The sequence below is a fragment of the Paenibacillus sp. FSL R7-0210 genome, from assembly GCF_038009085.1.
Taxonomy (GTDB): Bacteria; Bacillota; Bacilli; order Paenibacillales; family Paenibacillaceae; genus Paenibacillus_AQ; species Paenibacillus_AQ silagei.
This window is the reverse complement of record NZ_JBBPAR010000001.1, coordinates 2,236,045-2,262,996: the sequence shown is the minus strand read 5'-3', so window position 1 is coordinate 2,262,996 and position 26,952 is coordinate 2,236,045. Positions and strand designations below refer to the sequence as shown.

The 26,952-nt window shown below is 53.2% G+C and carries 22 protein-coding genes; 4 read left to right on the top strand and 18 right to left on the bottom strand.

Annotated features, from left to right (window positions below; translation table 11 throughout):
* Positions 1-10 precede the first annotated feature (10 nt).
* From MKY64_RS09870 to MKY64_RS09800, 15 genes are all read right to left on the bottom strand, one after another.
* Positions 11-901, bottom strand: coding sequence for a carbohydrate ABC transporter permease (locus tag MKY64_RS09870; RefSeq protein ID WP_036726672.1), 891 nt, complete (start codon positions 899-901; stop codon positions 11-13).
* 220 nt (positions 902-1,121) lie between these two features.
* Complete coding sequence (locus MKY64_RS09865; protein ID WP_209873932.1) at positions 1,122-2,498, bottom strand: extracellular solute-binding protein; 1,377 nt, start codon at positions 2,496-2,498, stop codon at positions 1,122-1,124.
* A gap of 93 nt (positions 2,499-2,591) precedes the next feature.
* The gene (locus MKY64_RS09860; RefSeq protein WP_340952543.1) at positions 2,592-3,053 is read right to left on the bottom strand and encodes a GNAT family N-acetyltransferase; all 462 of its coding nucleotides are present in this window, start codon (positions 3,051-3,053) and stop codon (positions 2,592-2,594) included.
* 120 nt (positions 3,054-3,173) lie between these two features.
* Entirely contained in the window at positions 3,174-3,815 is a 642-nt protein-coding gene (locus tag MKY64_RS09855; protein ID WP_340952542.1) for a hypothetical protein, read from the bottom strand.
* A gap of 334 nt (positions 3,816-4,149) precedes the next feature.
* Positions 4,150-4,476, bottom strand: coding sequence for an antibiotic biosynthesis monooxygenase family protein (locus tag MKY64_RS09850; protein ID WP_339314533.1), 327 nt, complete (start codon positions 4,474-4,476; stop codon positions 4,150-4,152).
* 36 nt (positions 4,477-4,512) lie between these two features.
* On the bottom strand, positions 4,513-6,714 hold the full coding sequence (locus MKY64_RS09845; protein WP_340952541.1) for a DEAD/DEAH box helicase: 2,202 nt from the start codon (positions 6,712-6,714) through the stop codon (positions 4,513-4,515).
* Positions 6,711-8,030, bottom strand: a complete 1,320-nt coding sequence (locus MKY64_RS09840; RefSeq protein WP_340952540.1) for an ATP-binding protein — start codon at positions 8,028-8,030, stop codon at positions 6,711-6,713. Before MKY64_RS09840 ends, MKY64_RS09845 begins: the two co-directional genes overlap by 4 nt.
* A gap of 10 nt (positions 8,031-8,040) precedes the next feature.
* Complete coding sequence (locus MKY64_RS09835; protein WP_340952539.1) at positions 8,041-9,753, bottom strand: TerB N-terminal domain-containing protein; 1,713 nt, start codon at positions 9,751-9,753, stop codon at positions 8,041-8,043.
* 672 nt (positions 9,754-10,425) lie between these two features.
* The gene (locus MKY64_RS09830) at positions 10,426-12,045 is read right to left on the bottom strand and encodes a response regulator (RefSeq protein ID WP_340952536.1); all 1,620 of its coding nucleotides are present in this window, start codon (positions 12,043-12,045) and stop codon (positions 10,426-10,428) included.
* On the bottom strand, positions 12,042-13,856 hold the full coding sequence (locus MKY64_RS09825) for a sensor histidine kinase (protein ID WP_340952534.1): 1,815 nt from the start codon (positions 13,854-13,856) through the stop codon (positions 12,042-12,044). The genes MKY64_RS09830 and MKY64_RS09825 overlap by 4 nt, the downstream gene beginning before the upstream one ends.
* A 30-nt stretch (positions 13,857-13,886) precedes the next feature.
* Complete coding sequence (locus MKY64_RS09820; protein ID WP_340952532.1) at positions 13,887-14,735, bottom strand: carbohydrate ABC transporter permease; 849 nt, start codon at positions 14,733-14,735, stop codon at positions 13,887-13,889.
* 3 nt (positions 14,736-14,738) lie between these two features.
* On the bottom strand, positions 14,739-15,647 hold the full coding sequence (locus MKY64_RS09815) for a carbohydrate ABC transporter permease (protein ID WP_036726648.1): 909 nt from the start codon (positions 15,645-15,647) through the stop codon (positions 14,739-14,741).
* 61 nt (positions 15,648-15,708) lie between these two features.
* Positions 15,709-17,052, bottom strand: coding sequence for an ABC transporter substrate-binding protein (locus tag MKY64_RS09810; RefSeq protein ID WP_209873912.1), 1,344 nt, complete (start codon positions 17,050-17,052; stop codon positions 15,709-15,711).
* A gap of 187 nt (positions 17,053-17,239) precedes the next feature.
* Complete coding sequence (locus tag MKY64_RS09805; RefSeq protein ID WP_340952531.1) at positions 17,240-18,457, bottom strand: MFS transporter; 1,218 nt, start codon at positions 18,455-18,457, stop codon at positions 17,240-17,242.
* Between the two features lie 82 nt (positions 18,458-18,539).
* Positions 18,540-19,307, bottom strand: coding sequence for a DUF1836 domain-containing protein (locus MKY64_RS09800; RefSeq protein WP_340952529.1), 768 nt, complete (start codon positions 19,305-19,307; stop codon positions 18,540-18,542).
* A 115-nt stretch (positions 19,308-19,422) separates the two neighbouring features.
* Between MKY64_RS09800 and MKY64_RS09795 the strand changes: the two genes are divergently transcribed.
* Entirely contained in the window at positions 19,423-20,745 is a 1,323-nt protein-coding gene (locus tag MKY64_RS09795) for a hemolysin family protein (RefSeq protein WP_076086188.1), read from the top strand.
* A 421-nt stretch (positions 20,746-21,166) separates the two neighbouring features.
* On the opposite strand, the gene MKY64_RS09790 is transcribed toward MKY64_RS09795, so the two are convergent.
* Positions 21,167-21,673: a GNAT family N-acetyltransferase gene (locus MKY64_RS09790; RefSeq protein WP_340952526.1), complete on the bottom strand. Its 507-nt coding sequence runs from the start codon at positions 21,671-21,673 to the stop codon at positions 21,167-21,169.
* Between the two features lie 79 nt (positions 21,674-21,752).
* Positions 21,753-22,112: a VOC family protein gene (locus MKY64_RS09785; protein ID WP_340952524.1), complete on the bottom strand. Its 360-nt coding sequence runs from the start codon at positions 22,110-22,112 to the stop codon at positions 21,753-21,755.
* A 148-nt stretch (positions 22,113-22,260) separates the two neighbouring features.
* Between MKY64_RS09785 and MKY64_RS09780 the strand changes: the two genes are divergently transcribed.
* The gene (locus tag MKY64_RS09780; protein WP_340979518.1) at positions 22,261-23,613 is read left to right on the top strand and encodes a TrkH family potassium uptake protein; all 1,353 of its coding nucleotides are present in this window, start codon (positions 22,261-22,263) and stop codon (positions 23,611-23,613) included.
* 222 nt (positions 23,614-23,835) lie between these two features.
* Here MKY64_RS09780 and MKY64_RS09775 read toward each other — a convergent pair whose 3' ends face one another.
* The gene (locus tag MKY64_RS09775) at positions 23,836-24,117 is read right to left on the bottom strand and encodes a hypothetical protein (protein ID WP_340952519.1); all 282 of its coding nucleotides are present in this window, start codon (positions 24,115-24,117) and stop codon (positions 23,836-23,838) included.
* Positions 24,118-24,279: 162 nt separating this feature from the next.
* Between MKY64_RS09775 and MKY64_RS09770 the strand changes: the two genes are divergently transcribed.
* Both MKY64_RS09770 and MKY64_RS09765 read left to right on the top strand, forming a co-directional pair.
* Complete coding sequence (locus MKY64_RS09770; protein WP_200869557.1) at positions 24,280-25,524, top strand: aminopeptidase; 1,245 nt, start codon at positions 24,280-24,282, stop codon at positions 25,522-25,524.
* 52 nt (positions 25,525-25,576) lie between these two features.
* Positions 25,577-26,806, top strand: coding sequence for an aminopeptidase (locus tag MKY64_RS09765; RefSeq protein WP_036726600.1), 1,230 nt, complete (start codon positions 25,577-25,579; stop codon positions 26,804-26,806).
* The last annotated feature ends 146 nt before the right edge of the window (positions 26,807-26,952 follow it).

The window sequence follows — 26,952 nt, the reverse complement described above, 5'->3', positions numbered from 1 at the left end:
CACTCCTTTCCTATTCGAATTTTCGCTCAAGCCGGTTAAAGATCATGTTGATGATGCCGGTAAAAATGAGACAGACCACCACGAGGAAGGTCGCAATCGCGCTGCCGTAGCCATACTTGAAGGACAAGAAGGAGCTGTTATACATATGGGTGGAGATGACATCCGTTGCATGTGCAGGACCGCCGCCAGTCATGACCATAACCAGGTCGAAGGCTTGCAGGGACCCGATAAACGCCAGGATGATCGAGATTTTGAAAATCGGAATGATCAGCGGAAGCGTAATGTAACGATCCGCCTTGAAGCCGTCAGCCCCGTCAATTCTGGCCGCTTCGTACAGCTCGTCGGGAATGTTCTGCACTCCGGTATACTGAATCAGCAGATGGTAGCCGAAATACTGCCACAGGGACACCAGATACAGAGAATACATGGCGATGTTAGGCTCGGTCAGCCAGTTATGCGTCCAGCTCTCAAGCCCCAGGGACACCAGCACACCGTTCAGCATGCCCCCCATCGAAGTAGGGTTATAGATGGTCTTCCAGAGTTGTCCAATAATAACGACTGATAAGATGACCGGCGTGAAGTAGATCGACACCAGCGTGTTGGCTCTGCGCAGATAGCGGTTCAGCAGGATCGCCATCCCCAGACAGAGCGGGATTTCCAGCATGGAAGCCACGGCGTACAGCAGCGTTCTCCGAACAGAGGGCCAGAACACCGGGTCATTCCAGAACATATTCTTGAAGTTGCCGAAGCCGACGAACTGAGAGGTCGTTAGACCGTCCCACTTCAATAAGCCCGTATATAATGAGACCAGTATGGGAACGAATACCAGGCACACATAGAGCAACAGACATGGCAGTATGAAGGCAGCGATTGTGTATGCCGGAACCTTAAGGACTTTCATCTTTCCCGCCTCCTAATCAAGCAGATTCTTCTTTATCTACTGATTCATATCATTAATGATTAATGCTATTAACTTTAAAAAGCACATGATAAACCCGATGCGAAGCAGCCTGAATCAGCTGGCTTCGCATCGAGCAGGACGGCTATACGATTGCAGGGAATGCGTTAGATGGCGTAAATTGAGTAAAGCTTAGATTATACGAAACGCTGAAGTCTTAGGCTTATTTATTGGCTTCAAATGCGGCCTGATGCTCTTTGGCTACCGCCTTGGAATCCATCTTTTGAACGAACAGGTTCTGAATGCTGCTGAGGTGGACTTGTGAAGTTGCTGGATTCATCGTGTTGTCGAAGGACAGATCGCCGCCTTTTACTTGGTTGAACAGACCGGCCACAGTGATAGCCAGCTCGGAGTAACCGGCAGCTTTCAGGTCACCGTCTACCTTTTGCCCGATACCTACAGCATTCTTCAGCTCGAACTGTTTTTTAGGATATTCAGAAGCGAAGAAGTTCAGGAAATCCTTCGTTTCCTTCAGATGCTCGCTGTTTGCAGACACGGCAAATGCGCTGCCCGGTGCAAGCATGAATTCGTTCGGATCACCTTTACCGTTAACCGTAGGAAATTGGAAGGCTCCCACTTTACCGGCTACGGAAGAAGCATCATTCGCGCCCGTCTCCCAAGTACCGATAACCCACATTGCTGCCTTACCGGATCTGAAAATATTCCCGCCGGCATTTGCATCGATGGAAGTTGCCCCGTCAGGGAATGCGCCTGCTGCTACCAGTTGCTGGAACGCGTCTACCGCTTCAACAAAGGCAGGATCTTCAAATGTTTTCTTACCATCCACTACGTCTTTCAGGAAGCCAGGACCGCCGTTTGTACGAAGCAGGATGTTCATGAACAGGAACGAGCCGGTCCACGAATCCTTTTCACCGATAGCCAGTGGAGTAATCCCTTTGTCTTTTAAGAGCTTAACGTCCTTCAGTAATTCTTCAAACGTGGTTGGAGGTGCTGCAATTCCGGCTTGGGCGAACAAGTCTTTGTTGTAGTAGACCACTTCGATATTGTTGCCGTCAGGAAGCGCATACACATTGTTATCGAAGCTGTAATAGTCGAGCAGACCCGCTTGGTACGTATCTTTCAGTCCATTCTGATCGAGCACATCATTCAGCGGGGCTAATAATCCTGCATCTACAAAGGGCTTCATTTGAGCGGCAGGGTTAACCATCGTAATATCAGGTATTTCTTTGGAGGCTGCTTGTGTTTTCAGCTTCACCTTCTGTTGATCCGTGTTCAGCGTATCCAGCTCAATCTTTACATTGGGATGCTCTTTCATGTACTGGTCAGTCAGCTCGTGGATCATTTTGTAAGACGGTGTTGCAGGGTCAGGGTAGATGTTCTGGAAGGTAATAGTTACCTTCTTGTCGCTCGGAGCGTCTGTAGCAGCGGCATTGCCGCTGCCTGTGGCGGCGTTCGGTGCGGCGGTGTCCTTAGCCTTGGAATTGGCGTTGTTGTTCGAGTTCCCGCATGCGGCAAGGCTTACTGCCATTAGCGCGGCGAACGCGACGGTGGCGGTTTGCTTCATTTTTCTGTTGACCATTCATTAAAGCCCCCTCTGTCGTGATAAGCTAATTATCATCGCGTAGAGCGCTTCCGGGCAAGGTGGGAACTGCAGAAATGAGGTTTGTTTTTTCTAGGGTATGCTTGGGCGGGCTTCGTTCGTCAGCTCTTTATCTAACATCTGCTCATCGTCTTTCACATAGCCACAATCTTCGTAGGTCCGAATAGCCGCAGTGTTCCTTCTGCCCGTCAATACCTTGACCCGTTTCACTCCGCGCAACCTAAGCTCGTCTTCCAGACAAGTAATAATAGCTCTGGCAGCTCCCTTTCTTCGAGCGGTATCTTGCACATAGAGTTCTGTAATTTCTCCATAAGGCTCCTCATAGCAAAAAGAATACAGGCTTTGGGCGCAGCCAAAACCGACGATGCTACCGTTCAACTCGGCTACGGCAATCAGCTCGTTACGGTTAGTATGCAGATGTTCAATAATTTGGGCCGGGGGTCTGTGAACGCCGCCATTGAACTCTTGATTGAGTCGCGACAATGCCTCAGCATCTGTTATGGATGCCAGCCTTATAGTTATAAGTGAATTCACTTGGAGTCACCTTTTTTATTTATATTTTTATAAAAAGCACTAAAGAATTGAACTCTAAGCTTGGTCGTCACTGCGGTGAACATTTGGACTTCCGGCTGCTGTTGTCACAAGATTTCTTCATCAACATCTTAAGCGTAATAGCTCTAATTCTTGAAGAACTTCCTTTACATCACAGCTGGAATTCAAGATATGGATCATCTCTTCCGTAATGGGGAGATCATCGTAGATTTCTGCAACAACCTCTAGGGATAGTGAACAATCAAAATAATCTGTTGCAAATTCCACAAAATCCTCTGGTGTATGGAATATACAGCCCATTAAAAAATCAGAACCATCGCTCTTTCCTTCTGGAATCTCAACGTTCCCCTTGTGCCAGTTCGTGTCACTGTTTTTACGCCAAATACAAAAAGTCACATCATCTTTTTCAATTGCAGCATCATCAAGTAAAGATAATAGTTCCATTGGGACGTCATCATAAATCCCTTGCCATACTTTATGTTCATCTTGCGCATATGGGCTTAATCCGGATTCATGATCGAAGCCTTTTATGATGGAGCCTTCAGGGGAAAACAAAATAAACAGATGATCCCCTGATCCATTATCTATTTTCGCCATAGAAACACCCTCATTCCAATCTTGAACATAGCTATGGTAACGAAGCCATTCCTCCGGACAAAGAATAATATTTAGTGATGCTTGGATTTTCATTAGCTTTTGTAACATTGCTGGATCTGGTAGACGCTCTAACATATTTGCTTCCATGAATTCTCACCCTTTCTTCTTTCATTGCACAACTAGAGTAACCCTTCGTCTGAGCTTACTTTTTCGAATAATTCTCTATCTAGAGTTCAAGAGAGAAGCTCCGCTGTTTTATTAACGCAAGCCGGAGATTCCGCTTTAGAAAATGCCCGCAACGATCCGGAATTTTGGAAGCTAATCGTCGAAAAAGAGATTGCGTTTACCAAATTACTGGGCATGCTTGATTGGAATGAATCCCAGCTATATGGTGCAAAAGTTATAATTCCCGCCGTATAACAAGAAGCAGCCGGTCACTATAGGATCGGCTGCTTCTTGTTGTAGTCCCATACTCGCTTATTCAAGCCTTCTCAAATCCATAATCCCTTTCAACCTTGCAAACCCTTGTTTTATAAGCGAGATACCAATCAGATATCCCTTTGCGCTGGGCTACTAAATGTCGTTCGTTTTGTTTCCATTTGTGTATAGCTTCGAGAGAATCCCAATAAGATACAGTAATACCTACACCTTCTCTGGCACTTTCTACTCCGAGAAATCCAGGTTGGACGGATGCAAGTTTCTCCATTTCATCCGCCATTTCCACATATTTGGTATCCGCATCTGTTCGTTCCGATGTAAAAATCACTGCGTAATAAGGTGTTTGTGGTGTTTTAGCAATCTCGCTCATGATTTCACCTCCGTTATTTGGTTATCCCTATATCCATTATGCCGTAGGCTGCTTCCACTGTTTGATCACGCTGACTAGACCCGGTACATCAAGACCGTCGAGCGAAAAGGCTTTGCGCAGCAGGTCATGCGGGATGAACTCATCGTATTTGCCGAGGTAAGGGGCTTCATCCGGCTTCAGGAGCGTGAGTGCATCCGTAGCGGCAGCGGTCTCAGCAATAATCTCATCCTCCAGCTTCTCTGCACCCACTTTGCCTGCGACCACCATATAATACGGTTCCATCGGCACGACCGAGCGCAAGCCAAGCGGCTCCTTCAGATTGTTCTTGAGCAGGCGCTCCAGCGTGCGGAACTGGCGGCTGCCAGCCCACGGAAGGATGAACATGGAGTCTCCCCCGGCTGGCAGAACGGAACGCGTCAGCAGTCCGCTCTCCTTCGCGAGCCTGCGGGCCCGTTCCAGTCTGGCGGCCGCGCTTGGTGCAAGGTATGGGTACAGGGCCGTAGATCCTAATACTTCGCGGATCTTCGTCATAATCCGGGTATGGACATCTCCGCCTGCACCGAGCCATAAGGTGTCCACTTTGCCGCGTGAGCCTTTGACATAGACGGCCTTATGGCGGTTGTCCACCTCCTCGACCTTCCATAGCTTGCCTGCCAGTGTGAAGCAGTAGCCTGGAGGCGGCACGGTGGTAATGGACCCGATCTCCTCCGTCCCGTTATAGACGACATGCTCTTCATCGTCCTTGAATACCGCATAGAAGCGGAAGTTGTTAACGATCTTCTCACCCGCCATCCCGATCAGCAGGCTGCCCTCATCCATCTTCTCGATATGGCCCATGCCCAGCATGTACTCCATGAAGTCATCATAATCAGCGGGATCAATGCTGCGGAAGGACGGCAGGCTCAGTACAGCCTCCTTCAGCTCCTCCGGCTCTGCCTCACCCATGCTCTTCAGAATGCTCATCGTCTGATGATACAGGAGACCGACCGGCAGCTGGCGCACGGTCAGCGGCTCCACCCATTTCTCGCGTACATACAGCTCGATTACGGCTATGGCCCGCAGCAGCGTCCACGGCATGCGCGCCGGGAGCTGCGCCTCCTCGTCCTCCTCCTCGGGCGTGACGAAGATCATCTCGGAGGCGGCGTCCCCGCGCCTGCCCGAGCGGCCCAGCCGCTGCACGAAGCTCGCGCAGCTATAAGGCGCGCCGAGCTGGAGCACCCGCTCCAGCTCGCCCAGATCAATCCCCAGCTCCAGCGTCAGCGTCGCTGCAGCCACAGCCGGCCCTGCGCCCTCACGGAGCGTGGCCTCGGTCTCCTCGCGCAGCATCGCGGAGATGCTTCCATGATGCACATGGAAGACATCCCGCTCGCCCCGCTTAGCGGCAATGCGCCGCATCTCCAGGATGGCCTCTTCGGCATCGGTGCGGCTGTTCGTAAAGATGAGCGCCTTCTTCACATGCGTGTGATCATAGATGAAGCCATAATAAGCCTGTCGCGCCCGCTCCAGGTGCTCGGCTTCCTCCTCATTCCGCGCATCCGGGAACGAGAAATGCTCCACGCTCAGCCGCAGCTTGCGCCCGCCCTGCGGCGCGCTGACCTCCACGCTCTCGCGCGTGCCCGCCGCCAGCCACTCCGTGACGGATGCATAATCGCTTAAGGTCGCAGAGAGGCCGACCCGCCGCGGATGACAGCCCGCCATCCGCGAGATCCTCGCGAGTTGGCTCAGCACCTGAATTCCGCGGTCTGCGCCCATGAAGGCATGAACTTCATCGATGATGATGAAGCGCAGATCATGGAACAGGGCCGGGATCGCATTCGGGCGGTTCATCAGCAGGCCCTCCAGCGATTCAGGGGTGATCTGCAGCACTCCCGAAGGGTTCTGCATCAGCTTGGTCTTGTCCGCCTGCGGCACATCGCCATGCCAGTGCCAGACCGGAATGTTCCCTTCACGCAGCAGGTCGTTCAGCCGCGTGAACTGGTCGTTGATCAGCGCCTTCAGCGGCGCGATATACAGAATGCCTACAGAAGCAGACGGACGCTGGTGCAGCTCCGTTAGCGCCGGGAAGAAGGCCGCTTCGGTCTTGCCCGAGGCCGTCCCTGAAGCGATCAGCAGATGATGCGGCGTGTCAAACAGCACACGGCAGGCATCGACCTGCGCCTCGCGCAGCGTATCCCAGCGGTTCTTGTAGATGAATTCCTTGATGAACGGGGCCAGCCGGTAGAACGGGTTATCGTTCATAGGTCGAACTCCGCCAGGAAGCCGTCCAGCTCATTCTGTTCCGTCTCGGCAGGCCGCGAAGTCCGCTCTCCAACCAGCTTCTCGAATGAAAGCTCCGGATGCTGGTGCAGGGTGTGCAGCAGATCCATGAAGTCGCGCACCACCTCACGTGCAGTGAGCAGTTCATCAGCTCCCAGCCGGTTGACCGCCTCTTCCATGAAATGCACCAGCTGCTCCTGTGTCAGTCTTGCTTCATATCCGTAATGGAGCGCATGGATATCCCGCAGCTTCTGGAGCAGAATAAGAATTTCTTCGTGGGAGAGCATGTCCAGCGCAATAATCGGCCCTGTGTAATTGTTCAGCCCGCTGCCTGCATACCGTCCGGCCACCAGCCGGGAGCGCAAGGCCTCATAGCTGAACAGTCCGCGCCGGTGGTCCTCCACGAACTGCGGCGTTCCGCCAACGAAGATACCCAGCCGCTCAGCTTTGCCTTGCATCGTATCATTGAACATGGTCAGCAGCTTCTCATAATTGCTCTGCCGCGAGATACTGTTGGTAATCTTGTAGAGGTTCACCCCTTCATCGATAAACAGCAGCAAGCCCTTATAGCCGATGGCTCCGGTGAATTCCGCCCACAGCTTCATGTAGTCGTACCAGTTGTCATCGTCAATGATGACACCAACGCCGAGCGCCTTCCGCGCTTCCGTACGGGTCGGGAACTCTCCCCGCAGCCAGCGCAGGGAATCCTGCTTCAGCCCGTCATCGGCCAGCTTGTGCCCGTTCCAGTAAGAGGCCAGCACCTTAGCGAAGTCGAAGCCATGCACCAGCCCGCGCATCTCGGAAGCAACCGAATAGATGCGCTGCTCAACCTCATCGCCAAGTTCCGGCGCGTCAGGGCCATAGCCCTTCTCCTGCATCACCGCCTGTTGCAGCGTCATGATCCACTTCTGCAGCATAATCTCCAGCGCCCCTCCATCCGGGCGGGTCCGGGTCGAGAGATGGCTCATCAGCTCGCGGTAGGTGGCGAGCCCCTGTCCCTTCGTGCCAACCAGCCGCCGCTCCGGCGACAAATCGGCATCGGCAACCACGAAGTCACGGTCCATCGCATAGTTGCGGATGATCTGGAGCAGGAAGCTTTTGCCGCTGCCGAATTTGCCTGTAATCAGCTTGAAGGCAGCTCCGCCATCGGCGATATTCTCCATATCGCGGAGAATCGCCTCCACCTCCGGCCGGCGGCCGACGGCGATATGTTCAAGACCTATACGCGGTACAACTCCCGCTGTCAGCGAATTGACGAGCGCGGTGGTCATCCGCTTCGGTATTTTGAGTGGGTTCATTTTACGAATTTCACCTCTTTATATAGTCCAGCATGGATAGACATTCTTCGGTCAGCTCTTCCCCGTCAATAATGAGGTCTCCCAGACTGTCCATTGCCAGCTCATTAATCTCATCGTAGAGCAGCTCTGCCATCGTTCCTGCTCCTGCAGCCAGCCGCTGCACCTTCGCAGGACCGCCCTCTTCTGCCAGGGCCAGCACGGCCTCCCGTTGCAGCAGAGTCAGCTCCGAAGCGAACAATGTCCAGCGGTCCGCTTCCCTATCTGAGGCTGGCGGCTGGGAAACGGTAAGCTTCTGTCCGGCAGACGGGGAATCACCCGGGAGCTCTTCCCGCGTGCCTCCTAACCGCCCACCACTGGTCATCCGGGCCACCTGCTCTTCAGCTTTTGCAGAGTTATCCTCATTTGCTGATACAGCTGATGCAACTCTTGCATTCGCATTCGCAATACTTTTCTCGCCCGCTGATTCAGCGCTTCCAAGTGCTCCTTCAGACTCAATTATCCATTCCGCGTCATCCTCATGACCCGGCTCCCCGGTGTCTTCCACCGTAAGCAAGGAACGCACCACCTCGGAGTCGCTTGCCAACTGCTCCAGCTTTTGCTGGTCAATGACCACTGCCGGGCCCTTCTCTTCCTGCTCCGCCTTGCGGAATTCACGCTCCAGGAACCGGGTGACGAGATCATCCATATCGGCATCAACCCGGACATCCTTCAGTCTTCCCCGGTATCCCATCAGCGCCCGCAGCTTATTCTCGGTCAGCCGGAACAGCCGGGTAATCAGACTGCGCAGCGGCGGGGACTTGCTGACCCGGATAACAGGTACAAGAACAGAATAGCCATACAGGGAGATATCGTATACCGCGCTGCGGAACAAATAACGCTCACGGACGACAGGCGGGGCGGGCGGGAACATCGTGATTAGATTCGAGCCATGCTTCCGCGCGACATAAGCATCAATTAGGGCTACAACCTGGGGAATATAACGATCCGCAGCGATTTTACCCTCGCCGGTATAGAATTTGGACTTGCTGATATCATAATCCGACATCACACTCAGTACCTCGATCCTAAGCTGCTCCGGGGCAGCCGACAGGCAGCGGACCAATTCAAGCTCAGCCAGATCCCCGGCCAGCCCGCGCGAACGGGCCACAATCTCCGAGAGGCGGATATCCAGCTTATGGACAAAAGAGAAATCCGCAATCCACCCGCCAAGGTACTGATCCAGACGTTTGTAACTATCACGGTAGGCCTCCCACAGCAGATTGAGCTGACGGCAGCCCTCCTGAGGCTCGTCCCAGCCCACACCGTTAATCAGCTCATAGATATGCAGGAAGATATATGAGAGATCGGTCTTCGGGTATCTCCCCTGCCGGACTTCATCCCGCCAAAAGAAATACCATCTGCTCTGCGCGCCGGTCATATGCCCGTAGGTGGGCCAATAGCTTTTGAACGGGACGAACAGCGCCGCAGGCTCCTTATGTTCTACAAGCTCACGTGCACGCTGGACGAACTCGCTCTCTGTAGTGGTTACCGGCTCCACACTCTCTTCCATATCCCAGAGCTGAAGCTGGACTGTATCGTAACCGGACGTTGTCTTCTTAACCGGCTCTGACTTAGGCTTCCGGCTGCCTTCATCTACAGTACCGCGCGGCGGAATCGCCACATTCTGCTCCGTACTCTCCCAGACCAGCTCCGAGAAATGTAGCCCCTGCCTGTCTTTAGCCATGCTTCATCGCCCCACCCGTATGTCTTGGTAATTCTCACATTATATCATATACCCTATGCAGCGGATGCAGCCGCTCCAGTCATGTGCAGGTACGGTTAATGCAGCTACTCTCACTGCTACTTCCTGCTTCTTTCTCGCTACTATTCACTGCAACTCACTGTTACTTACTGCAACTCACATCTACTTACCGCTATCCCTACCACTTCCTGCTACTATTACTCCCCTAGTTATCTCTGCCGGACTGAGATTCCGTTATTCTGAACAAATCCGGCAAATTTGACGGTCAAGCGGACTCAGAATCCCTTATTTGAACGATAATGTCTCATTTCAGGGCCGAATAACCCTAATAAGCGCTTCTCAGTCCGCTCGGGGCTCATGAAATAGCTTTTTGAAGAAATAACGGATCCTCAGTCCGCATAACCGCGAAAATATCCGAGGTGCCCACCTATGTAATCGCACAGTCGCACAGTTGCACAGCAGGAATCCGCCCACCCTCCAGCATCCCGCCATAAATCAATAAAAAGACCTTGAGAGACTAACTCCTCAAGATCTTGGATGAGAGCGTCTGTCACCGCACCGCAACTTGATGTTACCTGCCGGGCAATGAGAACGTTCGTTTGTGTCTCCATAAGAATATACTATACTCACCCTGGGGGCTGCAATAGCGGAGAGTTACCCCTTCAAATAATCACTCGGGCTGCGCCCGGTAATCATCTTGAACACCTGACTGAAATAGGCGGGGTTGTTGAAGCCGACCATTTCACTGATCTCATACACCATATGCTGGCCGGATTGCAGGAATTCGATGGCCCGGTCCACCCGGTACTGATTCAGGTAACTGACGAAATTCTCACCGCTGATCCGTTTGAAGAGCTGGCTTAGATATTTCGGATGCACATGCAGCTCCTGCGCGAGGCCCATGAAGCTGATCTCCTGGGTATAGTGGGCTTCCACATAGCTTTTGACGCTCTCTACCAGACGGTTCTTCTTGACATTCATCTCGGTGAACGCTGCGTTCAGGAATGCCGGAATAATCTGGCCCATCCACTCCGTCAAGCTTCTCCAGGTATAGTATCCCGTCACCGCCTGCAGGAATTCGGACATGCTCATAGGGGGAGTGCGGCCCGGGCAGCAGGCATTCCAGTAATACATCAGCGTAGTGAACAGCCCGACACACACCGTCTGTATGTCCTGAATATTATTCTGATCCTCCTGCCGGAGCCTGCCGAAGATGATCTCCCAGGTCTCCCATACTTTTGAGGAATCCCTGCACAGCAGCACCTCATTCCACTCCTGGAGCAGCCGGGAATAGTCCTCCAGCGTCCACGGGTTGGTGCTTTTGCACGGCTCATAGGCGTAGATGGGACTGGTCTCCTGAAACTCCGCGGAAGCAAGCGCCTCTCTGCTCTCAAGATAAGAATCGATCAGTTCATGGATGGCAGATTTGACCGAACCAATACCGGCATAGGTCTGAAGCTGAATGTAATTTCGGATCTTATCCATCGTCTCCTGCACTACTTCCTTCAGAACCGGGATTGGTTCTCCCGCCTCACGGTCCAGCAGCAGCACCACCAGCAGATCGTCGGAATAGTCCAGCACATGACCTTGCACAGAGGGATGTCCGGCAAGCTTGTGCTGGAGTGTCTCCCGGCAGATATTGCCCGCTCCGAAGCGCAGCAGCTGCCATTCGCGCTCCTTCAGCTTATGCAGCGACGAAGGCCGGTTCAGCTGGATGCTGGCCGCCGCCAGCCGCTGCGGACGGGTAATCTGGAGATATCCGAGCCGCTCCTCGGAGCATTCCTCCGCACTGTAGCGGGTGGTCAACAGCTCCATAAGCAAGCGTTCCCGCAGAAAAGGAAGCGTGCGGCCGATTTCCTGCTGATAACGCTCCTCCAGCCGCTTCTTCTGCTCTCCGGCATCCAGATCCAGCAGCACAGCGCGGAGCACCGCTTCGATCTCGTCTACCCTGGCCGGCTTCAGCAGGAAATGGCTGACGCCCCAGCGCATCGCCTGCCGGGCATTCTCGAATTCCTCGTAGCCGCTCAGGATAATAACCGGCAGCTCCGGTGCCAGCTCCCTCAGCGCCTCTGTAAGCTCCAGTCCGCCCATGCCCGGCATATAGACATCGGTCATCACCAGATCGGGGGAGAATCTGCGGAACAGCTCCAGCGCTTCATGGCCGTTGACCGCTGTTCCAGCCAGAGTGAGGCCCAGCTTCTCCCAGCCTACATGTCTCGTAAGGGCTTTCAGAATATGCGGGTCGTCATCCACCAGCAGTATAGAGCGGCTCATAGCTGATCGCGCAGCAGCCGCTCCAGCTGCTCCTCCGTCTCAATGACTGGCAGCGTAATCATAGCCGCAACCCCTCTCTCCGGCCGGTTGGCCAAGTATAGTCCGTACGGTTCCCCGCAGTACAACTGAATCCGGCTCATCACATTCCGGGTGCCGATGCCGCTCACCTGCTCCATCGACCAGCCTTCCTCCAAGCCCCGGCCGTTATCCAGAAGAGTGATTTGCAAGTAAGGCTGGCTGCCCGGCATCTTGACCTCCCTGACCTCCAGATGAATCTGCAAAGGGCCGGAACCTGGCTCCCGGCTGCCATGAATAATTGAATTCTCAACCAGCGGCTGGAGAATAACCTTCGGAATGAAATAACTCCGGACTGCCGGGTCCGAAATCGACTCCGTATACTCGATAGCAATCGGCAGCCGTTCCTGCTGGATGCTGACATAACACCGCGCATGCTCCAGCTCGTCGCGCAGACGAATGAGCATTCTGCCGCCGCTCAGGCCGATGCGCAGCATTTTGCCCAGTTGGGTGATCATGTAGCTGATATCTTGGGCGTCGTAATCCATCGCCTTCCAGTGAATCATATCCAGCGTGTTGTACAGGAAATGCGGCTTGATCTGGGCCTCCAGCAGCCCTGCCTGCGCCTCCCGCTTCGCGGCGCTTGCTTCCCGCTCGCTCTGCACCAGCTCCTGCAGCCGGTTCACCATGTGGTTGAAGCCGTAAGACATCTGCGTGTATTCCTCCGTCAGCGACTCACTCATACTGGCCCGGAAATCTCCGCGCTCCAGCTTCCGCATCTCCTGAATCAGCCTCCGCACCGGACGGATCATATTACGGATGAAGAAGTACGCCAGCAGCGCCGACAGGAGCAGACAGAGCAGGCCGATCCCGATTACCTGCCTGTCCGCCTTACGAACCTCCTGCAGCAGCTCGCGGGTCGGGATGACCTGAACCAGCCGCCAGGAGATAGTGCTCGGTCTGGAGAACAGGACGAGATAGGACTGTCCGTCTTTTTTTAGCAGTTCATAGCCTTCATTGCCCTCATACGTATGCTGGTAGAGCCAGTCGGCATCCAGTACAACCTTACCGGCAGAGCCATTCTCCTTGTTCACCAGCAGCAGGAGATTGCCGCTTGTATCCACCAGATGAATCTGGCCGTCCAGCACAGCCGGAATATCCTTGAACTGCTTCAGGATATCGTCTGCAGACAGCCGGATATAGAGGTAGCCGATCGTTTTTCCTTCATTTCCGAACAGATGCTGAATATGGCCGATCAGATAAGGCTCGTCTTCGCCGCCGCTGCCCTCCAGGGGAACCCAGAGCGAATCCGCCTGCTTCAGCTGGGGATACCAGCTCTCGTTCCTAATCGAAGAGACAGGAAAGACAAGGTCCGTGGAGCTTTGCGGCACCCCGCTGAACAAATCACTGTAAATCTCAATCGAGCTTACCCCTTCGTTCAGCACCAGCGAATGCTGGAGAATCTCCGTAATCTCCCGCCTTCTGGAGATCATCTGATACTTGGAGGAAGGCGTGTTCTCCAGCCCCTCAATCACGCTCTTGTTCGCTGCAATGGAGTAGGCGGTGCCCGACACATTGGTCATGAAGTCGAAGCCGCGCTTCGTGCTCTCATTCAGCAGGGCAAGCCTGGTGGTGCTGATCTCTTTGAAGGTTACATCCGAGAAGGTCCGGTAGGCCAGCAGGACAATGAACCCGAGAAAGATCAGATTGAACGTAATAATACTGGCTGCCATCAGCGTGGAGAGCTTGCTCCGCCTGATCCGCAGCAGCCAGGTGCCGAGCATTCTTTTTTGCATCTGCCCCATCCCTATGCTTTTCCCAAGATTCTATCCTTTCAGGCCGGATGTCGCAATTCCTTCCACGAAATACTTTTGCAGCGTGATGAAGAGAATGAAGCACGGCACCAGCGACAATACCGACATGGCGAACATCGGGCCCCAATCCGACTGCGAGCTGGAGTCCAGGAACAGGCGCAGCCCGAGCGGCACTGTATACTTCCCGATATCGCTAAGGAAGATGAGCTGGCTGAAGAAATCATCCCAAGTCCACATGAAGGTGAAAATCATCGTCGTGATCAGCGCAGGCAACGCCAGCGGAATAATAATCCGGCTGAAGATTTGAACCGGCCCGCAGCCGTCAATCGTTGCTGCTTCGTCCAGCTCCTTCGGCAAGCCGCGGATGAACTGTACCGTCAGGAAGATAAAGAAGCCGTCCGTCGCCATCCACTTGGGCAGAATAAGCGGCGCGAAGGTGTTCACCCATCCCAGGCTGTTAAAGAGAATATAACGCGGGATAAGGGTCACATGCAGCGGCAGCATAATCGTCATCAGCATCAGCGCGAAGCCCAGTGCCTTGAACCGGAAATTCAGCCGCGCGAACGCATAAGCCGCCATGGAGCAGGTGATCACATTACCGAGCACGGCCCCCAGAGAGACCAGAGCCGAGTTTTGCAGGAACCGGGAGAACGAGCTGCCCTGGAAGCCGAACCAGCCGCTGACATAATTATGGAAATTCCATTGCCGGGGCCAGAACCAGATTTCCGAGAAAATCATATTCGCCGGCTTGAACGAGCTGCCTACCAGCCACAGCACCGGGTACAGCATGACAAAGGCGATCAGACAGATGATGAAGTGCTTGAGCCAAACGGTACTTTTCGAGGCGCTGCCTGTATCCATAGCTTATTTCCCCCCATCTTCATAATGCACCCACAGCTTGCTGCTGCCGAAGAGCAGAAGTGTGAATATCCCGATCAGCAGCACCAGTACCCAGGCCATCGCCGAGGCATAGCCCATCTGGAAGAAGGAGAAACCCTTCTTATAGAGGTACAAGGAATACATCAGGGTGGAATTCACCGGTCCCCCGCTGCCGTTACTGATAATGAAGGCTTGGGTGAACGACTGGAAGGCGGTGATCGTCTGCATGATGACATTGAAAAAGATAACCGGAGACAGCACCGGCAGCGTAATATGCAGGAATTGCCCCACTTTGCCTGCACCGTCCACCGAAGAGGCGTCATAATATTCCGGCGGCACCTGCTTCAGCCCGGACAGGAAGATGATCATCGACGAGCCGAATTGCCATACCGACAGCAGGATAAGCGAATACAGCGAGTATTTGGGATTCGATACCCAGTCAGGCGCCTGTATCCCCACCATGGCCAGCAGCTGATTCAGCAGCCCGTCGCCGCCGAGCATCTTGCGCCACAGCATCGCAATAGCGACACTGCCTCCAAGCAGCGTAGGGATGTAGTAGACCGTCCGGTAGATGCCAAGGCCCCGTATTCCTTTGTTAAGAAGCAGAGCGACCGCCAGGGCAAACATCAGCTTCAGCGGTACCGACACGAATACGAAGATAAACGTCACCTTAAGCGACTGGATAAATAGCGGATCGGCGGTGAGCATTGTGGTGAAATTATCCAGTCCGATCCATCTGGAGCTCTCCAGAATACTGTAATCTGTAAAAGAAAAATAGAGTGAGGCCGCCATCGGCCCCAGGGTCAGGCACACCAGCCCCAGCAGCCAGGGCGACAGGAACAGGAGGGCAATCCCGTTCTGATTGTAGCGCAGCTTTGTTTTACGCCGCTTCATGCCTGCTGGTCTATCTACTGTAATCAGATCTGCACTCAATGGCTCTCTCGCTCCTCTGTATTTATTTGGCCTTGTCCAGTATGGCGTTAGCACCGGAGATGAACTGCTCGCTTACCTGCGGAATTCCGGCCTGACCGAAGGAGATCTGCTCGCTGGCGCTCTTGAAGTTCTTATCAATCTCCGAGAAGCCCTGCGGGTAAGGCGGGTCAATATCACTGGAATGCTTGGAGACCACATCGATAAAATCAAAGATTAACTGCTCCTCGGCGGTAAGCGACGGCTTCAGCTGCTCCCGCACTGCGGAATTGACCGGCACTCCCCGTTCAGCCCCCAGAATAGCGGTGCCTTCCGGATCATTGACCATGAAGTCGATCAGCTTCGCCACCTCCTTGGGATACTTGGTCTTGGCATTCCCGGAGATGAACTGGCCGGGCTTCAGATATTCGCCGATTTTCTGCTCCCCTTCCATATGCGGAATCACCTGCATCTTCAGCTTCTGGCTCTGATCCTTCAGCACATTCTGATAGGTAATCAGCTGGTTGGACCAGGCAAAATCAAGGGCAGACTGGCCAACGGACAGCGGCCGGGTCTCCAGGGCATTCGTCATCGCGGCAGTTACCTCTGCCGTTGTAGCGCCGCCACTGTCCCGCAGCCCCTGCCAGTAATTGAACCATTCATCGATGACCTCCCGGGAGACACCCAGCTTATTCCCTTCGAACAGGCCGCTCCCGTTCTGGCGCACGAATACCTCGAAGATGTTCGTAGTGCCCGAAATATCCGGCGTACCATAGTAGCCGTCGCCCTTCTTCTTAGCAATTGCATTCGCCATCTCCGCAAAATCCTTCCACGTCCATGACTCCTGCGGCTCCGCAATTCCCAGCTCCTGAAGCACAGATGCATTATAGACAACGCCGGGAGCATTCACTCCAAGCGTGACGGCGTACAATTTGCCGTCAATGCTTCCTGCCGAGAGCATGCTGCTGTCATGGTCCTCCGTCCGTAGCGTTCCATCCTGGGTATAAGGCGTCAGGTCAAGCAAGGTGCCGCGCTTGGCGTAATCGGACAGGAACGCATAGTCCATCTGAATGATATCCGGAGCATTCGAGCCTGCCACCTGGGTAGACAGCTTATCGAAATAGCCGTCCCAGCCGGAATATTCCGGCTTAATCGTGATGCCCGGATTCTTCTCCTCGAAGCGCTTGATCATCTTGGTGGTCAGATCGTGGCGTGTCTGCGAGCCCCACCAGGTCATACGCAGCTCAATTGCAGGTGCCGAACCCTCTGTCTTGGAAGAAGCCTTGGCACCGTCCGGTGCATTCGATCCGCCGGATGAGCATGCAGCCGTAGTCATCAGCAATATGGAGCTTAGAAGCAGTGCAAGTCCTTTGGTCCCCTTGATTGTCATCTGTTGCCTCCTCAAATTTGTGAAGTAAGCGGTTACATTAATGATTATACGGAACGCACTGCATAGGGTAAATCCAGAAAAGTAAGGGGTTATATCAAATAAGTAAGACAAAAGCCAGCCGGAATCTTCCGGCTGGCCTGTTAGTCCTGGTTAGTTCTTTTAAGTATAAATCTGTTCCGTAAGCAATCTACTCTAGCTCCAGTCCCTTCGTTTCCTTCCCCAGGAACAGCACCGCCAGAGCGCCGATTACAATCGTGACGAAGAAGATCATGAAGATGGAGCCGATCCCGACCGCCTTGCCAACCAACAGGCCGACCAGCGTTGGGGCAATAATGCCTCCAATCCGTCCAAAGGAGGTGGCGAGTCCGGCACCTGTAGAACGGATCTTAGTCGGATACAACTCAGGTGTGTAGGCGTACATCCCGCCCCACGCTCCCAGGTTGAAGAACGACAGGCAGATCCCGGCAGCCATCAGCATGCCCTCGGTCGTTGAATTCCCGAACCAGGCAGCACTGACGGCTGTCAGCAGCAGGTAGATGACCAGTACGAACTTGCGGCCGTATTTCTCGATGAAATAAGCGGCGGTGAAGTACCCCGGCAACTGGGCGAGTGTCATGATCAGCACATACTCGAAGCTTTTGACCAGACTGAAACCCTTCAGCACCATCACCGTCGGCAGCCACAGAAACATTCCATAATAAGAGAACACCACGGTGAACCACAGAATCCACAGCATGATGGTCGAACGCCGGTGCTCTGCTGACCAGACTGCCGCTATACGCTTCTTCAAAGGCACTGGAGGTGCTTTCTTGATCTCCGCGAACTTCGGGGAGTCATCGATCGCCCTGCGCAGATAGAGCGCATATAGCGCTGGTACCGCACCAATGGCGAAGGCGACCCGCCAGCCGTAATCCGGAATGACGAAGTAAGCAATCAGCGCCGACAGAATCCAGCCGAGCGCCCAGAAGCTCTCCAGCAGCACCACAGCCCGGCCTCTTTCCTTGACGGGCATGCTCTCGGATACCAGTGTCGAAGCCACCGGCAGCTCTCCGCCCAGCCCGAAGCCGGCAATGAAGCGCAGCACACATAATACTGCATAACCTGCGGCGAATGCCGACAGTCCGCTTGCAATCGAGAAGATCAGCAGCGTCCAGAGCAGCACCGATTTGCGGCCGAAGCGGTCCGCCATAATTCCGGCTGCGGCTGCACCGACCGCCATCCCTACCGAGTTAATGCTGGTTAAATAGCCGATCTTTTCCGGCCCCAGCGACCATTCCTTGGCTAGTGCAGCCACGACGAACGAGATCATCCCTACATCCATCGCGTCGAACATCCAGCTTAGACCTGCACTGAAGAGCAGCTTCCGCTGCTTCGGATTCTGCAGCAGCGACATTTGATTCCACATGACTTAAGGCCCCTCTCCCCTGATTCCCGCTAATCCAATAATTCCTGACTAGTATCACTTACACATTCTAGAAGCGGATGATTCAAAAATCAAGGAATAACACCGCATTGAAATATTGCCGGGCCATCGCCTGAAAATAACAGGTCTGCACCGAGATGGCAGCGATCAGCAGCATATTCTGCACCGCATCCCGCTGCCCTCTGCTCAGGTGGCTGAGCCGCTTCATCATTTTGTCCATGGCCGACTTGATGCCGCTGTCCGATTTCCACTGATATTCCTTAGGATTACCGGTTAGAGCCTGCCCATGCGCCGGCACCGGGGAACGGGTCTTGATCTCCTCGAACAGCTCAGCATATCCGTGATACAGCTGTGCCGGCTCCACCAGATCATCGTCATCGCGCTCAGGCGCCAGGAACAGCATACGAAAGAGCTGCCTGATGCTCTCGAAATCAAGCGCAGCCTTCAGATCATCTATTATAAATAGAATGGCCGCCTGATTAATGGAGTACTTCTTCCCTTCACGCGGGGACCCGAGATATTCCTTGAAATCACGCTTCACCCAATTCTGCATAGCAGAGACGGATAAAGTGGAATACTCAATCAGACCGCCAAGCGAAGCAATTTCACCCAGGGACAGCCCTTTGACGCCGCCGCCTTTGATCAGCTTTTGCAGAATCGGGGGGATATCCGTAGACAGAAAAGCGGGCAGGCTTGTCCCCTCCCGCACCTCGTCACGGTGGAACTTAGTCCAGGCTTCCTGCAGAATATGGAGCGGCTTCCGCTCCGAGTTGGGCCCTAGAGACAGTAATAGTCCGGACATCTCTATCCGGCTAAGTGTAAAAGCTTCCATAGCTGGCAACCCTCCACCATTTGATATTTCACTGAAAAGTTCGTACAATAGGTTCATATGAACTCATAATATGAGTATAACCTATTTTAGGGACGAAAGGGATGGTAAAGATTATATGGGTATAGGACTTAGTTTGACGCTCGTGGCAATTTTGATTATTTTAACCGCATTTTTTGTAGCGACGGAGTTTGCAGTAGTGAGATTACGGGGCAGCCAGGTCAGCCAAATGGTGCTGGACGGCAAGAAGAACGCACTGGCAGTACAGCGGGTAGCCGCTAACCTGGACGGATATCTGTCCGCCTGTCAGCTCGGTATCACGATTACTGCACTCGGGATCGGGGCATTGGCAGAGCCTGCCTTTGAGCAGCTGCTCATTCCACTGTTTGATCTGGCTGGTGTGAGTCACAACGTTAGTAAGCCCATTGCTTTTGCATTGGCCTTCATTATCGCCACCTTCCTCCACGTCGTGGTCGGAGAGCTTGCACCGAAGACCGCCGCTATTAATATTCCGGAGAAAATTGGTCAGATTACCGCACCGCTGATTATTTGGTTCTACAGAATATTGTACCCTTTGATTTGGATCATGAACGGTTCTGCCAACCTGCTCGTCCGTATGTTCGGCATGAAGCCTGCCAGTGAACACGGCGACGCGCACAGTGAAGACGAGATCCGCCTGATCTTGTCCGAGAGCTATGAGAGCGGCAAAATCAACAAAGCGGAATATGGTTATGTCAACCGGATTTTCACCTTTGATGAGATGCTCGCCAAGGAAATTATGGTTCCCCGGACAGATATGGTCTGCCTGTTCACCGATCATTCGCTGCAGGAGAATTTTGAAATTATCCGCAAGGAGCAGTATACCCGCTTCCCTGTAGCTGACGGCAGCAAAGACAATATCATTGGCATGATTAATACCAAGCAGCTCTACCTGCAATACGACAATAATCCTGATTTCGATTTCAAAAGCCTGATCCTGCCTCTGGTGACAGTATCGGAGGTTACGCCAGTAAAGACCCTCCTGACCCGTATGCAGAAGGAGCGCGTGCATATCGCCCTGCTGCTGGATGAATACGGCGGCACCTCCGGTCTGATTACGATTGAGGACATCCTGGAAGAGATCGTCGGTGAGATCCGCGATGAGTTCGACGAGGATGAGCGCAGAAATGTGGAGAAGCTGAGCGACACTCATTATCTGTTCGACGGCAATGTCTCCCTGCTGGAGGTCAAGGATCTTACCGGACTTGATTTCCATGATGAAGAAGTCACCACAATCGGCGGATGGCTGTACAGCCATATGGAAGAACCGGCTGTCGGCAAAAGCCTCACCTACGAGCATGTCACCCTGACGGTCCGCGAGATGAACCGCCACCGTATCCGCAAGGTGGAGATCCTGATCGATCTTCCGGTCACCGAAGAATCAGATGCACACCACGAGTAAGTCTTATAGATATGCTGCAACAAGTAAGGCGCTCCCCTTGAGTTATCGGGGAGCGCCTTTGTTCTTGTACTTGAATGCAATCGGCTGGCACAGCGGCATATGGACTCAATGTATGTGAAAAACAACATACATTGAGCTACCACGCTGGCGTACGGCCCGAATGTATGTGAAAAACAACATACATTCGGCTACCACGCAGACGTATGGACTCAATGTATGTGAAAAACAACATACATTCGGCTGCCACGCAGACGTATGGACTCAATGTATGTGAAAAACAACATACATTCGGCTACCACGCAGGTAATCCTATTGATCCGTTAGGATGACTTTGTTCTATATGATGGGGTGAGCTCTGAAAGTTTGTTGGTTTATTACACTCGCTAATGTACGAATCCAAGCAGCTAAATAGTTAATGCGATTAACTATATACTTTACCCATATAATATTCGTCCACCCATTGTCCATCCACCAGCAGCGATTTTGGCTTCAAGCCCTCGACTTCAAAGCCCTGCTTCTTATACAGCGCAACCGCCTGTTCATTATGCTGCATCACCGTAAGCTCCAGACGTACCAGACCGCAATCCCTGGCCCACTGGTCCATTTCTTTGAACAATGCGCTGCCGATGCCCCTGCCCTGGTACTGCTTCAGGATGCCGGTAACAATATAAGCACTGTGTCTATTGCGGCTGAAGCTCCCTCCTTCGACTGACAGGTATCCTGCAAGCTCACCGTCTGCTTCAGCTCCCAGAATAAGCGAGTTCTCTGCTTGGTGTAAGCCTCTAATCATCTCTTCCACCTGGGAAATGCCGCTCTTTCTCTCGCCCGGGGCCAGCAGCATAAAGGAGGTTTCCCGGTCTAGACGATGTTGGAGGTTCAACAGCGCCGCTGCATCCCCCGGGAGCAATTCCCTTAGTGTTACGTTCATTTCCTTTCCTCCTGCAATAAAGAGCGAATATTATCCTTGTATAATTAACGTGATTAACAAATATAATTAACCCGATTAACTAAATAACGGAACGGCAGATCATCAGCACGTTTCCGTCCGGGTCCTTGAAGTTAAACCAGTGGTCATTCTCAATATCGGTAAGGATCTCAGCTCCGCTGGCTTTGACATAATCATAAGCGGCATCAATATCGTCGGTAAGCAGATGGAAGGACGGCACCTTCAGCACGGCTTCGGCTGTGAATATTTTGCTGTCCAGTACAATCCCCGGCCCCTGCATCGGCACCTCATACAGATGCCCGAATAATACTTCGCCTTCAAGCGGCAGTCCGAGCAGACTGCAATACCAGTTCTTGGACCTTTCGATATCACTAACCGGGATGAAGACAGCACCAATCTGATTGCGTATCGGACTTGTCACAGCAGTATAGCCTCCTCATAGAGTGCAAGTTGTTGAATCCTACAGCCTTTAATGATTTCGATAAAATATGTCAATTTCCTGCCTGTTTAGGGATGAGAATATAAGTTATGCTATAATCTTGTCAGATCCTATCCCTATTGTCAGGAGAATGAACTTGGCTAACCTTTTCTTTGGGCATTTGAAGCTAACGCCGCCCAAAATACTGTCCCTCGGCTTCGTGATCCTGATCGCTGCCGGAACCCTGCTGTTATCGCTGCCCGCTGCTTCCACCGGCGGAAGAATCTCATTCATTGATGCGCTGTTCATGGCAACCTCGGCGACCTGCGTAACCGGTCTTGCCGTTGTCGATACGGGAACACAGCTCTCGACGTTCGGACAGATCGTACTGCTGGTGCTGTTCCAGTTCGGCGGTCTCGGCTTCGTAACGATGGCTACGCTGATTACGCTGGTCCTGAACAAACGAATCTCATTGAAGGAACGCCTCTTGCTGCAGGAATCCATGAACCAGAATTCCATGCAGGGGATCGTGAAGCTGATCCGCCGGGTTCTGATCTATTCTCTGGTGATTCAATTGACCGGTGCCATTCTGCTGGCTGCCCGATTTGTAGTAGATATGCCGATAGGCAAAGCAGCTTATTATGGACTATTCCATAGCATCTCCATCTTCAACAACGCGGGCTTCGATTTGTTCGGCGATATTCACGGGCCGTTCAGCGGCTTAACCCGGTATGTAGAAGATCCTGTTGTGAATATTACCTCCATGCTGCTGATCTTCCTTGGCGGAATTGGCTTCATCGTCTTATCCGATGTGATCGACTATCCCAAGCGCAAGCGCTTGATGCTGCACTCGAAGGTCGTGCTGGCGACTTCAGCCGTGCTGATTCTGGTCGGAGCCATTGTCTTCTTCTGGCTGGAGCTGAACGCTACACTGAAGCCGCTGCATGCCGGAGGCAAGATTATGGCCTCCTTCCTGCAAGCTATTACGCCCCGCTCCGGCGGGGTGACCACCATTGAGATTCCGCTGCTGCGGGAATCTACCCAATTCCTGATGATTCTGCTGATGTTCATCGGGGCGGCTCCCGGCTCTACGGGCGGCGGAATCAAGATTACCACCTTTGCCATTCTGGCCAGTACCGCCTACGCCAAGCTGCGGGGCAAAGAGGATATCGTCATGTTCCGCCACCGGATCTCGAAGGAGAATGTCTACAGAGCCATAACCATGACATTACTATCACTAATGCTGGTGGTTATCTCCACCATGCTGCTGTCCGTAACGGAGAGCGCCGATTTCCTGAGTGTATTGTTCGAGGCGGTGTCCGCCTTCGGTACCTCAGGCATCACCATGGGACTTACCACAGAGCTGACCACGATCGGCAAGGTGCTGGTGATCATTCTTATGTTCGTCGGCCGGACCGGACCGCTTACCCTGGCCTATGCCCTCAAGCCTAAGAACAGCAAGGAGTTATACCGTTACCCGGAAGGCAATATCACCATCGGCTAAGGGCAGCGACTATTAAGAACAAGATCACACTTACTGGTGAATGAGATTACCTGCGCGTCAGCAAATGTATGCTGTTGTCCGCATACATTCGAGCCATGCGCCTGCACGCCACTTATACGTAACAGAAGAAAATCATAATCTCCTCTACAATTAAAAATGCGACCCTGCTCGTCCAAGGCAATCAGACGGGACGGGGTCGCATTGTTATATCCGAAAAGAAGCTTAAGCTTCCTCTTCCGGGATCTCCTGGGCATCCAGCGCTGCATCCAGCAGCTGATTGTACAGATCATCGTCATTCTCCAGCAGCGCATCGACTTCCAGGAACTGCTCCTCACTCCCCGGCTCCCCGGCGAAGCTTAGGCTGTAATCCCATTCGGTTCCACGGGAACTGTAGAAAGTAATCTCATAAGGGGAACGGTGATTCTCAAATGTAAATACCGTTCTCCCCACAAAACTTCTATCCTCTACGCGTTTCATTTCTGCTTTGGTGATTTCCAGGTTCATCCTCTTTCCTTCCTTTCATCTGATCATGCCCACAATATTCAGTATAACATTGATATGTCAGCATTTCTCTTTCCTTTTGCGCTGTAATTGACTTTTTTCATCCGGCGGTTAATAATTTAGTACAATGCTTATACAGAGCTAAAAATTATGGTAATGGAGGAAATGTCAATGACTGAAACAGAGCTTCAGGACAAGCTAAGTAAATACGCTGATTTAGCAGTACAAATCGGTGTGAATGTTCAGCCGGGACAAATCCTGGTTGTGAACGCTCCGATCACTGCGGCTGAGTTCGTCCGCCTGATTACGGCCAAGGCTTATGCCATTGGCGCCAGCCAGGTGAAGGTGAACTGGAGTGACGAGTTCATTACCCGCCAGCAGTTCGAGCATGCCGCACCCGAAGTATTCACCAAGGCCCCAACCTGGTTTGCCGGTGAAATGACTGAGCTTGCAGAGAACGGTGCCGCCTTCCTGTCGGTCATTGCCGAGAACCCGGATGCCCTCAAAGGCATTGATCCTGAGCGGATTGCGAGCTTCCAGAAGACACGGGGCGCAGCGCTTACGAAATACCGTGAATTGCAGATGTCCGACAAAGTCAGCTGGAGCATTGTAGCGATCCCGTCCCAGCCTTGGGCAGACAAGGTGTTCCCTGAGGTTCCTGCTGACCAGCGCGTTGACAAGCTGTGGGAGGCCATCTTCCATACCGTCCGTCTGGACCGTGAGGACCCTGTTGCCGCCTGGCAGGAGCATCTGGACACGCTGGAGTCGAAGGCAAATGTTCTTAACGCGAAGAAGTACGCGAGTCTGCACTACATAGCACCCGGAACTGACCTTAGCATTGAGCTTCCTGAAGGCCATCTATGGGCGCAGGGGGACAGCATCAATGCCAAAGGTCATTCTTTTGTCGCCAACATGCCAACGGAAGAAGTGTTCACAGCTCCGCTGAAAACAGGCGTGAACGGTACGGTCCGCAGCACGAAGCCGCTCAGCTACGGCGGGAATGTAATTGACGGCTTCTCGATCACTTTTGAACAGGGCCGGATTACCAGTGTGAGCGCTGAGCAGGGCCAGGAAGCCCTCGAATATCTGATCAGCCTGGATGAAGGCGCCAAGTATCTCGGGGAAGTTGCACTTGTGCCGCATCAGTCGCCGATCTCGGAATCAGGGATTCTCTACTTCAATACCTTGTTCGACGAGAATGCCTCCAACCATCTGGCTATTGGCACTGCCTATGCCTTCTGTCTGGAAGGCGGCAAAGAAATGAACCAGGATGAACTGACCGACCGCGGCCTCAATAACAGTGTGACTCACGTTGACTTCATGATCGGCTCGGCCGAGATGGATATCTACGGAATTACCGCTGACGGTACGCGTGAGCCGGTCTTCCAGAAGGGCAACTGGGCCTTCTAACCCCCTTTATAAGCTATTGCATTTCATTAGATAATGAATGGAGCTGAAGCTATTGCTGGATTTCAACCAAAAGCTGGAGAATTACGCACTGCTCGCTGTAAAGATCGGCGTTAATATTCAACCCGGCCAGACCCTTGTCGTGAATGCGGATATCGTATCGGCTGAGCTGGTCCGCCTGATTGTACGCCAGGCCTATGAAGCAGGTGCGAAGCTCGTCAAGGTTAACTATTCCGATGAATTCGTCACCCGTACCCGATATGATCTCGCACCGTCCGAGAGCTTCCTGGAGCCGCCGAAGTGGCAGGCTGATGAGCTGGAGGATCTGGCACGGGGCGGAGCGGCATTCCTGACAATCATCTCCGCGAATCCGGACTTGCTGAACGGAGTAGATGCAAGCCGCATTGCGGACCATCAGAAGACCGCCGGTCAAGCTATGGCTCCTTACCGCGAGATGCTGATGGCTAACCAGGTCAGCTGGACCGGCCTCGCCTTCCCATCTGCTTCTTGGGCCGCGAAGGTGTTCCCGGACGCTGCACCTGAGCAGCAGATTGAATTGCTCTGGGACGCCATCTTCAAGGCCGTGCGCGCAGACCAGGAGAATCCGGTGCAGGCCTGGAGTGTCCATCTGGCCGGCTTGAAGCAGCGCTGTGAGCTGCTGAACGCGAAGAAATACCGCAAGCTGCACTACACGGCTCCGGGCACCGATCTGACGATCGAATTGCCTGAAGGACATATCTGGTGTCAGGCGGGTGCGGTGAACAGCCGCGGCATGTCCTTCCTGGCGAACATTCCGACCGAGGAAGTATTCACCGCTCCGCTGAAGACGGGTGCGAACGGCACGGTCCGCAGCACGAAGCCGCTCAGCTATGGGGGCAACATCATCGATCGCTTCAGTCTGACCCTGGAGAATGGTAAAGTTACAGACTTTACCGCTGAAGTGGGCCAGGAAGCCCTCGCTTCCCTGCTGGCCATGGATGAAGGTGCCGCCTACTTCGGCGAAGTGGCGCTTGTGCCTTTCCACTCCCCGATCTCGGAGAGCGGCATTCTCTACTACACTACCCTGTATGACGAGAATGCTTCCTGCCATCTGGCACTTGGCGCTTCCTACGCCTTCACCCTGCAGGACGGCATTAATATGAGCAAGGAACAGCTTGTAGACAAGGGCATGAACCAAAGTCTCACTCATGTAGACTTCATGATGGGCTCCCCGGAGATGAATATCGACGGAATTGCCGATGACGGCTCCACCGACCCGATCTTCCGTAATGGAGATTGGGCCTAAGCTTAATCTTTGTACTATGAATGAGACCCCGCTATCTCCTCTTGAGGAATATGGCGGGGTCTTTGTGTTTACCAGGGGACTTTTCCCCTAAGAAAGCTATGCGATGAGATTGCTATGAGATTTAATGAGTGACTAAGTGGCTGATT

Excerpts from the sequence above, each read along its gene's own strand:
- MKY64_RS09870 (WP_036726672.1), bottom strand. The coding sequence starts at position 901 with ATGAAAGTCCTTAAGGTTCCGGCATACACAATCGCTGCCTTCATACTG.
- MKY64_RS09865 (WP_209873932.1), bottom strand. The coding sequence starts at position 2,498 with ATGGTCAACAGAAAAATGAAGCAAACCGCCACCGTCGCGTTCGCCGCG.
- MKY64_RS09855 (WP_340952542.1), bottom strand. The coding sequence starts at position 3,815 with ATGGAAGCAAATATGTTAGAGCGTCTACCAGATCCAGCAATGTTACAA.
- MKY64_RS09850 (WP_339314533.1), bottom strand. The coding sequence starts at position 4,476 with ATGAGCGAGATTGCTAAAACACCACAAACACCTTATTACGCAGTGATT.
- MKY64_RS09845 (WP_340952541.1), bottom strand. The coding sequence starts at position 6,714 with ATGAACGATAACCCGTTCTACCGGCTGGCCCCGTTCATCAAGGAATTC.
- MKY64_RS09840 (WP_340952540.1), bottom strand. The coding sequence starts at position 8,030 with ATGAACCCACTCAAAATACCGAAGCGGATGACCACCGCGCTCGTCAAT.
- MKY64_RS09835 (WP_340952539.1), bottom strand. The coding sequence starts at position 9,753 with ATGGCTAAAGACAGGCAGGGGCTACATTTCTCGGAGCTGGTCTGGGAG.
- MKY64_RS09830 (WP_340952536.1), bottom strand. The coding sequence starts at position 12,045 with ATGAGCCGCTCTATACTGCTGGTGGATGACGACCCGCATATTCTGAAA.
- MKY64_RS09825 (WP_340952534.1), bottom strand. The coding sequence starts at position 13,856 with ATGCAAAAAAGAATGCTCGGCACCTGGCTGCTGCGGATCAGGCGGAGC.
- MKY64_RS09820 (WP_340952532.1), bottom strand. The coding sequence starts at position 14,735 with ATGGATACAGGCAGCGCCTCGAAAAGTACCGTTTGGCTCAAGCACTTC.
- MKY64_RS09815 (WP_036726648.1), bottom strand. The coding sequence starts at position 15,647 with ATGAAGCGGCGTAAAACAAAGCTGCGCTACAATCAGAACGGGATTGCC.
- MKY64_RS09810 (WP_209873912.1), bottom strand. The coding sequence starts at position 17,052 with ATGACAATCAAGGGGACCAAAGGACTTGCACTGCTTCTAAGCTCCATA.
- MKY64_RS09805 (WP_340952531.1), bottom strand. The coding sequence starts at position 18,457 with ATGTGGAATCAAATGTCGCTGCTGCAGAATCCGAAGCAGCGGAAGCTG.
- MKY64_RS09800 (WP_340952529.1), bottom strand. The coding sequence starts at position 19,307 with ATGGAAGCTTTTACACTTAGCCGGATAGAGATGTCCGGACTATTACTG.
- MKY64_RS09795 (WP_076086188.1), top strand. The coding sequence starts at position 19,423 with ATGGGTATAGGACTTAGTTTGACGCTCGTGGCAATTTTGATTATTTTA.
- MKY64_RS09790 (WP_340952526.1), bottom strand. The coding sequence starts at position 21,673 with ATGAACGTAACACTAAGGGAATTGCTCCCGGGGGATGCAGCGGCGCTG.
- MKY64_RS09780 (WP_340979518.1), top strand. The coding sequence starts at position 22,261 with ATGAACTTGGCTAACCTTTTCTTTGGGCATTTGAAGCTAACGCCGCCC.
- MKY64_RS09775 (WP_340952519.1), bottom strand. The coding sequence starts at position 24,117 with ATGAACCTGGAAATCACCAAAGCAGAAATGAAACGCGTAGAGGATAGA.
- MKY64_RS09770 (WP_200869557.1), top strand. The coding sequence starts at position 24,280 with ATGTCAATGACTGAAACAGAGCTTCAGGACAAGCTAAGTAAATACGCT.